Annotated in this window: 9 protein-coding genes and 1 pseudogene; 1 reads left to right on the top strand and 9 read right to left on the bottom strand. The window is 39.0% G+C overall.

Going from position 1 to position 15014, the window contains the following annotated elements:
- Positions 1 to 238: 238 nt before the first annotated feature.
- The 8 genes and pseudogenes from J2Z23_RS06075 to J2Z23_RS06110 form a co-directional block, all read right to left on the bottom strand.
- On the bottom strand, positions 239 to 1171 hold the full coding sequence (locus tag J2Z23_RS06075) for an ArsR/SmtB family transcription factor (protein ID WP_338018415.1): 933 nt from the start codon (positions 1169 to 1171) through the stop codon (positions 239 to 241).
- Positions 1172 to 1623: 452 nt separating this feature from the next.
- A pseudogene (locus J2Z23_RS06080) lies at positions 1624 to 2214 on the bottom strand (transposase); the annotation flags it as partial.
- 312 nt (positions 2215 to 2526) lie between these two features.
- Positions 2527 to 3168 carry a spore coat protein gene (locus J2Z23_RS06085; protein WP_209973481.1) on the bottom strand — a complete coding sequence of 214 codons (642 nt, stop codon included), beginning with the start codon at positions 3166 to 3168 and terminating at the stop codon, positions 2527 to 2529.
- A 355-nt stretch (positions 3169 to 3523) separates the two neighbouring features.
- Complete coding sequence (locus J2Z23_RS06090) at positions 3524 to 4111, bottom strand: CalY family protein (protein ID WP_064467622.1); 588 nt, start codon at positions 4109 to 4111, stop codon at positions 3524 to 3526.
- 41 nt (positions 4112 to 4152) lie between these two features.
- Complete coding sequence (gene sipW, locus J2Z23_RS06095) at positions 4153 to 4692, bottom strand: signal peptidase I SipW (protein ID WP_238482634.1); 540 nt, start codon at positions 4690 to 4692, stop codon at positions 4153 to 4155.
- Between the two features lie 23 nt (positions 4693 to 4715).
- Complete coding sequence (locus J2Z23_RS06100) at positions 4716 to 5219, bottom strand: hypothetical protein (protein WP_209973483.1); 504 nt, start codon at positions 5217 to 5219, stop codon at positions 4716 to 4718.
- Positions 5220 to 5321: 102 nt separating this feature from the next.
- Positions 5322 to 8726, bottom strand: a complete 3405-nt coding sequence (locus tag J2Z23_RS06105) for a rhamnogalacturonan lyase family protein (RefSeq protein ID WP_064467613.1) — start codon at positions 8724 to 8726, stop codon at positions 5322 to 5324.
- 697 nt (positions 8727 to 9423) lie between these two features.
- Complete coding sequence (locus J2Z23_RS06110) at positions 9424 to 9621, bottom strand: YwbE family protein (protein ID WP_057981668.1); 198 nt, start codon at positions 9619 to 9621, stop codon at positions 9424 to 9426.
- Positions 9622 to 10001: 380 nt separating this feature from the next.
- Between J2Z23_RS06110 and J2Z23_RS06115 the strand changes: the two genes are divergently transcribed.
- Entirely contained in the window at positions 10002 to 12050 is a 2049-nt protein-coding gene (locus J2Z23_RS06115) for a catalase (protein WP_057981855.1), read from the top strand.
- Between the two features lie 330 nt (positions 12051 to 12380).
- Here the strand turns inward: J2Z23_RS06115 and J2Z23_RS06120 are convergent, their stop codons facing one another.
- Positions 12381 to 14588 (bottom strand): ABC transporter ATP-binding protein, encoded by a 2208-nt coding sequence (locus J2Z23_RS06120; protein ID WP_209973485.1) that lies wholly within the window; start codon positions 14586 to 14588, stop codon positions 12381 to 12383.
- Positions 14589 to 15014: the final 426 nt, after the last annotated feature.

Here is a 15014-nt window from a genome sequence, read left to right on the forward strand (position 1 = left end):
ATACTCTCCCTCAACTTTTTTCTTGTAATGCTGTCAATTTTCTAGATCTCTCTCATAACTTCCAAATTACAATAAAACTGTTTTATTACAATTTTATTGTAATTAATGTCAAGAATACGCCTTCATTTGCTGAATGTCAAGGTTATGTTTTGTTATTTTCGAATTATTACATCATTTATGTCTCAATAAATAAAGCTCTTCATTTCACATAGAATAGAAGAGCTTTAAGTAGGTATTGTTATGAATATTCAATTTTTAGTTTTATATCTTGAGGGTGATCTCCAAACTCACGGCCAAATAAATTTAGGCCACCTTTATGGATCGCATCTTCCTTAATACCAATTCTAAAAGACATAAACATACGATCTAAGACACCGAGTTCATCAACAGTCACATCAGAAAGATGAACATCATCAATAGCAGAGTGCCTTTTAGTCACTTTCCATGTCTTCAATGACCCATATTGGGTACTGGTCGTTTCAGTCCAATATTTAGGATTTAATTTTCCAGGACGTTCCCCAAAATCTCCTGGACTTGTCCATGTTCCAACTTCAATATCGTTTATCCATACAGTTAAATCTGATGGCCAATTAGGATCATGATTCGGTGCCTCTGAACATAATTCCAAAGATAGTTGAACAGACTCTACTGTTGAACCCGCTGGAATCACAAGTGGAAATCTATATTCAAAATATCCCTTTCTTGTCCATATAATCTGTGCTTTTGATCGCTCCGGGCTATAAAAGTGGACAGGGGCATCCTCTGGAATAATCATTCCTTCATGATTCGCCATTCCACATGTCGGTGCGACATCAAAATCGATGTACTGCCCGATCGGCATTTCCAATTCGAAAAATCTCTGAGTGTTTTTCATAAAATTTTCAACACTATTTAATTGAATATGGATATCATCAAAATTACGCTTGCAAACTTTCATGGCACCTCTACTAGCCGGGCGAAGTTCAGTATTAATTAGTCCAGACTTTTCGAGTATCTTTATATGCGAAGCTGTAGTGGAGACCGGGATCTCCAAACTTTCAGCCAGTTGATTGACATTCATATTCCCTTTATTTAAAAGATTAATAATTTGCAAGCGTACTTCTGATGATAAAGCATGAGCAATTCTTTGTAGACCTTCAGGGTCCTCCATTGATAATTCTAGCAAGATCATTCCTCCATATCACATGTAATTCATTTACAACATTTTTTCAATCCTTTATACTAATATAACAAAAAAAGTGTAGATATCCACATTTTTTGTAATAATGTAATTCTTCGTATATGAAGTTTTCTCCTTATACGGTAAAATAAACCTTCTTATATTTATAATATATTCAAAATCCTTTCTATTCAAAAACTTATTTCTATCTACTTTTTTTCTAGATATTATGGAGAGGGATATTTAAAAATCGCCCCTTCCATTTAAAGGAGGTGGCGCTCAGAGTGTAGACAAAAGGGTTGGAAATCAAAATGAATTCCAACCCTTTTGCTATTCATACAGGATCATTCTATGAAAAAGAACCATAAATGCTCTCCTTATGGTTTCTATTACGCCATGGTTGGCGTTTTCCATGTCCAGCTAGCCAGCTTCTTAAGATGTAAGGCAGCAAAAGTCAGCATCGCCTGCATGGGCATTTTTTTAAGTCCCCTAAGGGTTGTCCATCGCATGCCATGCTTTTCTTTTGCATTGGCAAAGACACGCTCAATCGTCTTTTTCCGAACAACCTTCTTCTCAAACTTTCTTTTATTCGCGCTGGCTTTCGCATGGGTCGAATCAATAAAGACATGGTCGGGGCTGAGAAGCTCGCGGTTTGCCACCTCGTTTAGAACTTTATAGAAGATCTGCTCGAATAAGTCTGTATCTGCAAATCGACGCACATAGTTTTTTCCGAACGTGGAAAAGTGAGGAACCTCTGTATGTATGAAAGCCAAAGCCAAGGAACCAGCGATATGCCACATTTGTTTCAATTTCCTTGATTGTCTGGCGCATGGAACGGATGCCAAAGGTATACCGAATGAATGTCATCTTGATCAGTACAACAAGATCTATGCTGGGTCTCCCAATGGTTGAGTAAAGATCTTCGACTAATGGATAGATAAAGGAGAAATCAATAGCCGCATCCAGTTTGCGCACCCAGATGGTCTAGAGGAACCAACTACTCTATTGTCAGCATTTCCAGCTGTTCGTTCATTAATTTGATTCTTCGTCATCATATCCATCATCTCATTCAGTTAATAGGAAACACATGTTGATTGGAGCGGAGAGTGGCGACTCCAGCGGGAACAGCGCGAGCTGAAGACCCTGGACTGAGCGCAGCGAGGGAAGCGGCTGAAGCCGTGCCCGCGGAAAGCGTCCGCTCGCAGCGGAAATCAACCTTTCTAGCTTTATCTCTATTTTAAAAGAAAAAAGACTGTAGGCAAACACCAAAATTCGTGTTTGTCTACACTCTGAGCGCCACTTCCATTTAAAGGAAGTGGCGCTTTTTAATAAAAGAGAAGTTCTACTCTATTGATATCCTCCCTGAATTAATGGGCAGGATTGCTGCCTGGCATTTGCGGTTGGACAGGTGCAGGTGCATAGCCACTCTGCATCTGCTGCATATCCTGTTGAGAAAGCTGTGGCACTTGATAATAACCATGCTTATTCTGATAGAGAGAGATCTCATAGGCCATTTCAATACAGTTAGGCAGAGAATCCGCAAGTACGCGACGAACGACTGGATTTGTAGCTTCCATCGCAGCACTAGTTTTAACAGGTGCAACCGACTTTACCGCATTTAACATGCTAAGTGCAATCGTTTCGTCGTTTAATTCAGTAGCAGACTGCATTGGTTTTTGGGGCTGACCTGTTGGTTGCATTCCATAAGTAAAGTCATTCCCCTGTTTCATTTTATAGCTTTGTGTAGGCTTTGCAGGATCTTGTCCTGTTTTAAAACATTCTAAAGTTATATTGTATTCATCTGCCATAAATTGCTTTTGACGTTGCAAAATATCGCGCAGTTCTGGATCTTGTACATGTTCACTTAACATTGTATAAGTATTCATTGTGTTGATAGCACCTGATAACACCTCATGTACATCAAACATTTCATGGCCGCCATGATTCATTTGCGGTGGAACAACACCAGTTTCAACGTTTTGGTGGTTTTGTGGTTGTTGAAATTCCATTCCTATACCTCCTAAATATGTTTTACTTGTGTAGTATGAGCCATTTATAAAAAACTATCCGTTCAATATAAAAAAGGTATGAAAAGAAGGAGGAATAGACGATAGATTTAAGATGTCCCACGTAGAAATTGTATGCCGATTACAAACTATCCTGGGAGAAAAGCTCAAAACCAAGCGAGAAGAGTATAGGCCACTACCCTTGACATAAGGCGGTGTGAGCGGAGTTATATCGTTTCCCGACTGTAGCAAACTTCCTATATTTTTACTCATTATATGCCTCTATTCCACAGAAAAGAAAATGGGATTTGTCCAACCTTCCTATGTTGGACAGTCCCATTTCCTGCATCAAAATTAATTATCTTTGCTCTCCCTCTTTTTGTTCAGCAGTAAATGTCCAAGTAAGATCCAATGAATCTCCTTGGAATTGATTTTGGTCTTCGTCATTATCTTTAAAAGTAAATTTTACGACAAGATCATTTTCTGCTCCGACTGGCAGACCCTCTCCATCAAAAATCTCGCCAAAGATTTTTTCGTTTATAACTTCTGGGTTTATGTCCTTGAGTTCTGCTAATGTTGTCTCATAAATAACTTCATCCAATCGATCTAAATTATAAAGAAATTCCACTTCAATATGCTCACCGAAATCGGCTGTATTATCTCCATTAGCATCTGCCACTGTGTAGGCTGTTTCTAATGATACCTTTCCAATATCGAGTGTTCCGTTATTAATAAGTTCAAAGTCACGAATAAAAGAGTCGCCTGGTTTCATATTGTCTACATTAATTATTTGTGTTGGATTCACCGAGAGATCTAATGTCCCCGCCGCAAAGGTATTGTTTGTTTTTTCACTATCACTAAAATAGGCATATGTTCCACTTCCAATTAATGTAACACCTAGTACAGCTGATAATAGACCTGTCGCTAATTGTTTTTTGATATTCATTATTTTATCCCCCATTTTTTTGTTTTTCGGACCGAACACTTTTATGATTCCTCTTTTAGCTGCGATTTTTGCGATCCTTCAATAAGACGTAAAGCACGCCAAATAGTAAATACAGCATGTCCTAGAAATAATAGGCCAGGTATAACTAGCAGTAAAAGGGCGCCTTGCTTAGTATTCATATAGTGGAAGACATAGCCTACATAGGGGATTGACACGCCCGAATATTTTCCAACAATATTTTGCGCCATAACAGGTTGCGTATCAGGCCCATTATTGTTATCCCCCTTTGTTATAAACTGCTGTCCACTTTTCTCAATCTCCATGATTCTGTGCGTAATAAGAATGTTTTCGTCTGTTCTGAATGTAATGACGTCCCCAGCTTGAAATATCTCCTTTTCATCCGTTAATTGAATTAATATTAGTGAACCAACCGACATTTCTGGCGCCATTGAACCAGATAATACAGCTTTTAATTGATAGCCAAAAAGGCTTGGTTCTCCTCCTGCTGCTCGTGACGATAAAACAATGAAAACAGCGCATACTAATAAAATGATAAATAACGTTGATATAGCTTGGCTCATCCATTTTAGGATGGTTTTCCCTATCATTTCCCCCACTCCGCTGAATCTAATTTTTGAGAATCAGATGACTGGATTTTGTCTGAATTCACTTCACCTTCTTCTCCTTCTTGAACTTCGCTAACTTGTTCCCCTTCAGGTACGGAATCTACCCCCTCTTGACCTTCTATATCTTCTTGCGAATTTTCGTTCGCCTGAATTTGGTCCTCTTCATTTTCTTTAGGATCCTCCACATCGGAAACCTCTTTATCCTTTTCTACCTGTTCGGTGTCTTCACTTTTACGATCTACAGCTTCGATTTCCCCATTATTTTCTATAGAAGCTTCGTCTTCAAAAGGTATATTTTCTCCTTGGCCCTTGGGAACAACTGTTAAACTACCTACAACTGTTGATGTATGAGTAAAGGAAGCACTTGTTGGTGAAGTTAAGTGTGAGCCAATTAAACATAGTAAATAAAATGGGATGAATAAATGGATTGTTTTTTGAATCCATACTCTCTTTCTATCCAGTAACTTTCGTCTTTTTTCCATTGTCATCTCCCTTCCTTAAAAATAAATAAAGCTATTTTTAAGGGAGTCCTAGTTGGACTCAAATTTCATTACATAGGGGACTCCCTAAAATATCCTTTAAATCTATTCCCATTTCTTAATAAGGGTCTTAGTATCCGCTTTTAAAATGTCATATAGTTCTTGAGAAATAGAATTGTCTTTCTGTTGATGATCAAGTAATTTATTGAAGCTCTCCAAATGTTTGACAACTTTTTCAGCCGCATTCTTTTTCTCGAACTGTCCCACAGATTGCAAATGGACCGTGAGAGCACGATAATCCTTTTCTGCAAAATCGTTCTTATAGTCATCTAGAATAGATAACAAATATGTTGTATCGAGTTTATCCATTTGAATTAGACTGTCTATTCCTGCTTGTAATGAGGCAAGAGCGGCGTTCAATTCATCTTCTGTTTGAATATTTCCTAAGGCGTCTTCCGCCCCTGAAATAGCAGCTTGTAAGACGGCATAAGTTCTATCTGTGTACTTTCCATCATTCTTTATCGACTTTGCCTCTTCCAATAAAGATTCTAACTCGGAAACATCTAGTTCAGGATCCGGATCATCCCTATCTATCTTTACTACCTCAATATTTGGCATTGGCGGCTCATCCATATTCGCTCCAATAAAGAAACTTGGATGTGGCGGCTGATTATAAGCAATATTTTGCCAGGCAATGGCCGTACGATATTGTGGATCATGCATTAAAGTAAAGATTTTGTGTTCCGTCATGTCTGTTGTAGTATAGATACGTAATTCGGTACTATCAGCAGAAGGCCAAATGACTTCTTCCCGCCAATCCCCAAACAAATCGGCTTGAAGTGTCGGATTTCCCTTTGTCCAGTTATTGGTACGGGTGCCCTCTGGAACCAATAATGTCTCTAATTTTTCTGTTTTCCAATTCCACTTTTCAATTTTACCTACACCATGTGGATCAACATCAGGGTTAAAATTATGATCTAACAATTCACGCATTAGATCTCCGTCCCACCAAATAGCAAAATTCATGGAACTTGGTGTCTCCTTGGTAATCAATTCACCTTCTACTGAGAAAAGACCACTCTTACCACTGGATCCATCCCAACTACTAGAAGCCCAATATTCTGTACCGTCATAACGTGGATCTATGTCTGCCGCTAGCCCTCGCCCAACATCTGTACCTGTCTGTTTTCCCGATAAGATCTCACCTGTTTCCGCATCTCGTAATGCAAAACCATAAGGAGAGCTTTTATTCTCATAAACCTCATAAATTTCGAGTCCAGGCCGGTTCGGGTCTAGGTCACTAACATGACCTGCATCTCCGTGTCCCAAACCTGTTGAGTATAGTCCAGTACCATTATGATCAATGACTGCGGCACCATAAATAATTTCATCTTTGCCATCTCCATCGACATCTGCTACAGATAGGCTATGATTTCCTTGGCCTGCATAAGCTTCGTTTCCAGATTCATCACTATCGAAGACCCATTCCTCCGTCAATTTGCCATCGCGCCAAGTATAGGCAGCTAGAACAGCTCGCGTATAATAACCACGTGCCATTACAATACTTGGATGTTCTCCGTCTAAATAAGCGACTCCTGCTAAGAAACGGTCTACACGATTTCCGTAATTGTCTCCCCAATCACTAACATTGCCACGTGAAGGATAATAATCTATCGTTTCCATTGCCTCGCCTGTTTCACCGTTAAACACGGTCAAATACTCTGGACCATCCAATATATAGCCATTAGAATTACGATAATCGGCATCAGGGTCACCAATGACATTGCCAACTCCGTCGACGGTCCCATCTGCCGTCTTCATTACTACTTCTGCTTTCCCATCACCATCAAAGTCATAGACCAAAAATTGCGTGTAATGAGCACCTGCACGGATATTTCTCCCCAGATCAATTCTCCAAAGTTTCTCCCCTTCAAGGGTATAAGCATCAATATACACATTGCCTGTATGGCCACTTTGTGAGTTATCCTTCGAATTTGATGGATCCCATTTTAATATAACCTCGTAATTTCCATCTCCGTTTACGTCACCGACACTACCATCGTTGGCAGAATACGTGTATTTTACCCCATCAGGAGTAACCCCACCTTCTGGCTTATCTAGTGGGACGCTTAAATATTGCTCAGACCAAACCCCTACTTCTTCCGTCATCAGATCTCCACTACCGTTATTCACGCGCACTTGGTACTTCGAATTACTTGTTCCCTTTTCATCTAAATAGTTCGTACTTGTTGTGATTGGTTCCTTGTTCACCTTCTCTCCATCACGGTAAAGATCAAAGGTGACCTCTTTTGGGTCTGTCCCTAACATCCTCCAACCTACATACACTCCATTTTCAGTATCTACTGCAACCAATGAACGGTTGAGGTCTTCCATTTGCCGCAATTGCTTTTTAGTAATAGGCGTTTCTAACACCTCCGATGCCTCCGATTTCCCACCTTCATTTACCGCAAAAACCACATAATAGTAGTGGTTAGTAGTGAAGATAGACTCATCTTTAAAGCTAGTATTTTTCGTTACACCGACCTTGGTATAATTGATTTCATAATCTGGATAATCCTCTTGGTTAAACCGTGATCGATAGATATGATACTCAACTGCACCATCCACTGTTTCCCATTTAACAGTGATGGACTTATCCTCTGCACTCTCAAGTTCTAACCCTGTTGGGGCTTCGGGGATAGGAACAGATTCATCGATCAAATTTACTGATACTTCATTGCTTTTCGCTGATTCGATCCCTTGATCATTTATCATTGAGACAGCATAGATATAGCTTGAGCCTAATTCAACAGACTCATCTATATATTCAGCTTTTGTTGAATCATCAATATGAGTAAATTCTTTATCTCCAGCTTGTTTTCGATAAATCTTATAACTCTTAGCCGCATCATCTGCATCCCACTTAAGTTTCACAAAAGTCTCTGGTGATAGAATAACTTCGCTAAGCTCTAAATTTAAAATCTCAGACATAGGAGTAATTTCTAGTGCGTTTACACGGCCATTTTCTCCGATCTTAATATTTAGCTGTTCATCCGCAACAGTTATATTACTCGTTAACTCTGAATACTCTCCTGACTGTGATGTGATACTGCCATAGTCTTCATTTTCAATTGTAAAACTAGTTCGATTAAAGGCAATCTGATCTCCCGCAATAATTCGGATAAAATAATCGCCATTTGGTAAATCAACGATAAACTCAGCGCCATCCGCTAATACAAAATCTCTACGCAAATTATCTGGTTCACCGCGATCGCGAAATCCTACCTCTCGATCAAATCCATAACCTATCTCCTCGCTATAAATTAGTGTATTAGCTACTTTAAGATAACCCTCTTCTACTGGACTTGAACCTGAACCAAAATCAAATCTATAATTTACTGGCTTATCTTCTGTATCATTTGGCGATTGCGAGTCGGCAAGTACACCGCCTTGAGAAAATAGAGAAAACACCATCAACACCACTATAAAAACTGAAAACTTCTTACTCATTAAAACCCTCCTTATTTTTATCTAGGGGTTCCTCTATGTTGATTTGCACTTTCATCCAAGTTCGTTTCTTCTTATTAATTTAAGCTACGTTTCCTTAGTCTAAATCTTATAATCTTCCATTTTCCGATAATCTTCTTTCTTCGACTTAATTCCTTTCATACTTCATCCGCAAAAAATAGAAAAAACAAGGAAAGTAAAGCATATTTTTCTCCCTTGTCGTCGTTAGGCACACCTGACCTTTCTAATTTTTCGAACTGTAAAAGATTCATGGTGTCGGTATTCTATTCTCGTTTCTGTTTAACTCTCTCCCCCCTCATTTTCAATTTAGGGAAACGCTTTCATATATAATTTACATAAGTTTCAAGACTCTTTGTATCTAAAAATCCGTTCAATCTGTTTAAAAAACAGTTTTTACCAGTAAAGTTATATAATGTAAGTACGGAATGCTATTTATTATGAAGATAACTCAGACTGGAACTTTGTTTTTAGCCTTTTCAGGAGCACCCTTATAGAAGTCTCGCAGCTTTTATTTTCTAGGCGGTTTATCATTTCATATTTCCACACATTAAACCGAAAATCCTAACATACAACATAACTGCCTGTTATTTTTCGATTCAGGATAGTCCAAAAAACTGCGACCGATTTTGATCCCAGTTTTTTTCTCCCCTCAATATACTAGCCAAACTGTCCCCCATTATCATTCTTTTACAATTGCCTTTACTCTTCCCACTTGGCCGTCTTGAAGGCGCACTTTAATACCATGAGGGTGTGAAGTAGAGTTAGTAAGAATATCCTTCACAACACCCCTTGTTCTGTTGCCTGTTGCTTGATCTTTTTTTAATACAATTTCTACCATTTGTCCTGGCATAATACTGGATCTATTTCTTCCATCCATATAACTCCATCCTTTTTATTACATTAAATTTGTATGATACAGATTAAAAACTAATTCTATCGTATTTTTCACTTTCTTCAAAATCCTTGTGGCTAATTGTACACCTTATTGATCTATGTAGCATCATTATATTTTGCCGAGTTTTCCAGAGATGTTTTGGTATGGATGTTTGGTTTAATTAGACGATGTTTTAGACAACCTTTACTATTAATATAGACCCTTCTTAATCTATGCTGGAGAACTGTTTGATAAGGGCCTGTAGAGGGAAGGAGAATATTGAAATATCTAAAGTTAACTAGAACAATTCGGTACGGTCATTTCGGCAAGCAAAGAACAACAATATTGGAATAGTTTACTAAATTAGAAGAGGTGATTGTATGATGGATAAGGATAAAAATAACGATAAAAAAGATGAGCAATTAGATCCATTCCGCCAGCAGAACACAGGATCCAACGAGCGAATGCAAGAAGTTAGTGGCACGGCGGTATCAAATGATCGGCAGACATTACGGGCTGGGAAGCGTGGTCCGCTATTGATGCAAGATTTCCATTTTTATAAAAAACAGTCGCATTTTAATCGGGAGCGAATACCTGAAAAAGTTGTTCATGCTCGAGGATTTGGAGTGTATGGTGTCTTTGAAACATATGAATCGATGAAGGATTATACAACGGCAAAATTTTTGCTAGAACCAGGAAAGGAAACACCCGTTTTTGTGAGATTTTCCAATTTTATTGGTAATCGGGGATCAAAGGATACGGCCGTAGATATCCGTGGGTTCGCTGTAAAATTTTACACCGAAGAAGGAAATTATGATTCTCTTGCTTTGCAATTTCCGGTATTCATCTTGGCCGATTCGATGAAATTTATGGATGTTACTCATGCTGCTAAACCTAATCCTAAAACACATATGCCACAAGCAACCGTCGCTCACGATCATTTTTGGGATTATGTAATAAGCAATCCAGAATCAGCCCATATGGTCATGTGGCTCATGTCAATGCGTGGTCGTCCGAGAAGCTGGCGAATGATGGAAGGATATCCAATCAATACTTTTCGGTTCATTAATGAAAAGGGTGTAGCAACTTTTGTTCGTTTCGTCTGGAAACCCAAGCTCGGTGTGCATTCATTGCTTCTAGAAGAGGCAAATCTGATTGGCGGTGTTGATCCAGACTTCCATCGGCGGGATATTGTGGAAGCGATTGAAAATGGCGTCTATCCAGAATATGAACTTGGTGTGCAGTTAATCGCTAAAGAGGACGAGTTCAAATTTAACTTTGATATCCTAGATGATACAAAGCTTTGGCCAGAAGAAGAAGTACCAGTTAAATTAATAGGAAAAATGACATTAAATCGCTTGATGGATAACTTTTTTGCGGAGGAAGAACAATCGGCATTCAACCCAGCTAACTTAGTGCCAGGTATTGAATTCACTAATGATCCCGTTTTACAAGGACGATCATTTGCTTATCGGGATACAGAGTTATATCGTCAACATACCGCTAATTATGAAGAGCTTCCTGTCAATCGTCCAATAGTAGAGACAGCCCATAATTTACGGGACAGTTATAATAAATATCCGATAGATATGGATACAGTTCATTATCATAAGAATTCAGCAGCTTGCAATACACCGGAAGAATCATCTCCCAATGAAGGTGGTTATGAAAACTACCCTGACAACTTAGAAGGCCATGTCACAAGAGAACACCCAAGTGATTCTTTTCAAGATTATTACTCCCAAGCTAGGGTCTATTGGAATAGTTTAACTAGGCCAGAAAAGCAAGACTTAGTTGAATCATTCAGTTTTCACCTAGGCAGTGTTCAGGATAAAACGATTCGCCAAAAGAATGTTGAATTTTGGGCCAATGTCGATAAGGAGATGGCCAATCAAATTGCAAAAAATATCGGGGTAGGAAAACCGCAAAACAGCCATGTAAAGGTAGAACGTAGCTATCCATCCCTAAGTCAGCTAAATTCCCCACACTCAGCAATGACCCAAAAGGTTGCCGTTCTAATTGGGAATGAGTTTAATGGAAAAGAGGTTCAAAAAACATTAGATGTTTTATTGCAAAATGGAGTAATTCTGGACATTATTTCAGATACACTCGGACCTGTAATTGGAAAAGATGGAACTGAATTAGAGGCCAACAAGACGTTTTTAACCGTCCATCCAGTTCTTTATGATTCTATTTATGTTGTAGGTGGCGAATCAGCAAACAAGGTGAAGTTTGATCAATATATCTTCGACTTTGTTCGCATGCACTACTTGCACTTGAAACCAATCGGTATGGCCGCAGATGCTGATTCGTATATACTGCAATCCATAATGAATAATATGGATGGTGTCATCTTAGCAACAGATAACCCTGATTTTACCAATCAATTTATTGACGCCCTTGCACAAAAGCGGTTCTGGAATCGAACTTAGGAAAAGCGAAAGCGTCCGTCATAAGGATGAACGACTAAGTGCGCGCCGTCCTGTCGCTTCGCCTGCACTAAGTACATCCTTGTACGTCACAAAGCTATTTTGACCTACATCGTGTGAATTTAAAAGCTCCTGACGAGTAAAAGAATCATCGTGAGCCTGAAGCGAACTAATGTTGATTTATTGTAGGTAGAATCTGAGAGATGTTTGCTAGTCACTAGCCAATTTTTATATTTTCTTATTCTTATAAAATCCACAAAAAGGCTGTGATTCTAAGTGGAATCATAGCCTTTTGTCTGTCTTTAAAGCCGCTGTCATATTTGAACACAAACACTACCCGGTCTTTTCCTTTGTTTTTGTCATATTTCGTTGAGCCATAATTAAACCATAGTAGATTCCTTGCTTATGCATTAACTCTTGATGGGTACCCACTTCTGCAATTACACCCTTATTCAGAACTAGAAGTCGATCAGCATTCTTTAATGTAGAGAGCCTATGAGCAATGGCTATCGTCGTGCGGTTTTTCGTGATCCGCTGTAAGGCTTCTTGAATAGCCGTTTCTGTATCTATATCAAGGGAGGCAGTCGCTTCATCTAAAATTAAGATGCGTGGGTTATGGAGGACAGCTCGAGCAATGGTAATCCGTTGTCTCTCTCCTCCAGATATATTATTACCATTCTCTTCTAGCCTTGTATCATACCCATCTGGTAAATTAATAATAAATTCATGTGCATTGGCAATTCTTGCCGCCTGAATCACTTCTTCCATTGTTGCATCAGGCTTGGAGTAACGGATATTTTCCATAATCGAACCTCTAAATAGCATTGTTTCTTGTAGGACTACACCAATTTGTGAACGTAGATCCTCTTGTTTAATCGTTCTTATATCATGGCCATCAATTAAAATTGCCCCTTCATTTACATCATAAAAGCGTGATACTAGATTAGTAAGCGTCGATTTTCCAGAACCAGAATGGCCGACAAGTCCAATCATTTCCCCTGGCTTAATCAAAAAATTGATATGTTTTAATACAGGCTCATAAGATTTATAACCAAATGTGACATTATTAAACTCAATCGTTCCCTGAATGGTATGCTGGATTGACGTTTCCTTATCATAAACTTCTGGTTCCTCATCAATGACTGAGAAGATGCGATCAATTGCAATAACTGCATTCGCAATCCATCTTGGCATATTCATCAGCCATGCGAGCGGCCCAAAAATCATACTGGCGTATCCTGTAAACTGGACAAGTTCACCAAGATTTAGGTTACCATCGAGGATCATATTGCACCCAACTAATAACACAAAGTACGTACCAATCTGAAGAAGATACGTTGATATGGGAGTGAGGATACTATATATTTTTTCGGACTTAAAGGCTGCTGTCGCATACTCCGTATTATATTGTCTGAACTTTTTGATCTCCTGCTGTTCTTTCCCGAAGGTTTTTACTACTCTAATCCCGCTCAACACATCATGAAGATAGGAATTTGCTTTATCAAAAATCTTCCATTGCTTACGAAAAAGTCTTCTAACAATCACACGCCAAGTCATAAATTGTAAATAAGCGACAAAAGGTGCCGGTAATAATACAATTAATGCTAGACGCCAGTCAGTGATTAACAATAGGACCGCCACTGATATAAGCATGATCATTTGATAGATTGCGGTAGTAAAGACTTCCTGAATTAGCCTTCTAATTCGATTCGTATCAGATGTCACCCGATTCATCAAATCGCCCGCTCGCTGGGATGTCAAATATCCAAGTGAAAGATTTTGTACCTTTTCATAGACCATTTTCCTCAAATCAGCTGCAATTGTGGAACTAGCGGTCGCCATCACTCTGCCTTTAGCAACATTTAATAGTTCACCCACTACTAAAGCAAACAAAATACCGCCTATCGCCACAAAGAACATTGTTATACTTGGTTCTTGCCCCTCTGGTGGCTGAAGGGATGAATTGACAAGGAGCTTTTGAAAATAAGGACCTGATAAAGCCACAGCAGAAGTGATAAGTAAAATAAATAATCCTAACAAAAGCATACGCCAATGGGATTTAGACACGCCTAATAACCTTTTCAATACTGCCGTCTTATTCATACATTTTGCGCAAGTTCTCGCTCCATGAAGTAATCTATTTCCACATTTTGCACAAACTCTTTCATCTTCCTCATTATAGATCCGAATTTCCCTTTTCGTTGTTAGGTAATTTAAGATCTGCGCTATATAAGAAAGACGGGCAATATGCTCCATAGAAACTCTAACAATAATTCGTTTCCCCAACTCATCGCTCGCTTCAAGAATTGCATTTCCAATTAACGGTATAATTTTATACTCATAAGCCTCTGAGATAAAATCACTTTCCTCTACTTTTCCAGCTTCCACATAAGCCCATTTTTCATCACCAATCACAAAATAACCCTTGGTCCTCCGTCCGCTTAGGGATAGATCAGCCGGTATACAATATCGGATTATTTTGCCAATCTCCTTTTGAACAGCTAATCGATCTTCACTTGAAAGTTCATAATTTAAGTTCATAATCGCCTTCCCTTATGAATTTGGGGGACTTTATCCACCTTATAAGTTCAACATTTATCCTTAAAAGCCCATTTGACTAGTAAACTTACAGATTCTTTCCTACAATAAGTCAACATCAATTCACCTCTGGTTCATTGTGTTTCCTTTATCTCGTCAGAAACCTTTAAATTTGTACGCCGCTAAACGGACGCTTTCGCTTTTCTTTGGCTGGCTACAGGCAGTAGGGGCTCGAGCTCAAATAACCTTGAACCAATGAAGGGAAAGTTCACCCGTCTTTGGTTCAAGAACATTTGCTTGTCGCCCCTGGGCAACCGCCTTTCGCTTTTCTTTAGCTAGCTGTAGCGCCCAGCGACTAGCAAATTTACGCCTTCTTCCTACGATAAGTCAACATCAACTCACCCCTGGCTCGTTGTGTTTCCTTTATCT

It is taken from the genome of Lederbergia galactosidilytica (genome assembly GCF_017873565.1).
Lineage (GTDB): Bacteria > Bacillota > Bacilli > Bacillales > Bacillaceae_C > Lederbergia > Lederbergia galactosidilytica.

Bases quoted from the DNA above. Each gene is read 5' to 3' on its own strand.
- J2Z23_RS06090 (WP_064467622.1), bottom strand. From the start codon at position 4,111: ATGAATATCAAAAAACAATTAGCGACAGGTCTATTATCAGCTGTACTA.
- J2Z23_RS06075 (WP_338018415.1), bottom strand. From the start codon at position 1,171: ATGATCTTGCTAGAATTATCAATGGAGGACCCTGAAGGTCTACAAAGA.
- J2Z23_RS06115 (WP_057981855.1), top strand. From the start codon at position 10,002: ATGGATAAGGATAAAAATAACGATAAAAAAGATGAGCAATTAGATCCA.
- J2Z23_RS06120 (WP_209973485.1), bottom strand. From the start codon at position 14,588: ATGAACTTAAATTATGAACTTTCAAGTGAAGATCGATTAGCTGTTCAA.
- J2Z23_RS06100 (WP_209973483.1), bottom strand. From the start codon at position 5,219: ATGGAAAAAAGACGAAAGTTACTGGATAGAAAGAGAGTATGGATTCAA.
- J2Z23_RS06085 (WP_209973481.1), bottom strand. From the start codon at position 3,168: ATGGAATTTCAACAACCACAAAACCACCAAAACGTTGAAACTGGTGTT.
- J2Z23_RS06105 (WP_064467613.1), bottom strand. From the start codon at position 8,726: ATGAGTAAGAAGTTTTCAGTTTTTATAGTGGTGTTGATGGTGTTTTCT.
- sipW (WP_238482634.1), bottom strand. From the start codon at position 4,692: ATGAGCCAAGCTATATCAACGTTATTTATCATTTTATTAGTATGCGCT.
- J2Z23_RS06110 (WP_057981668.1), bottom strand. From the start codon at position 9,621: ATGGATGGAAGAAATAGATCCAGTATTATGCCAGGACAAATGGTAGAA.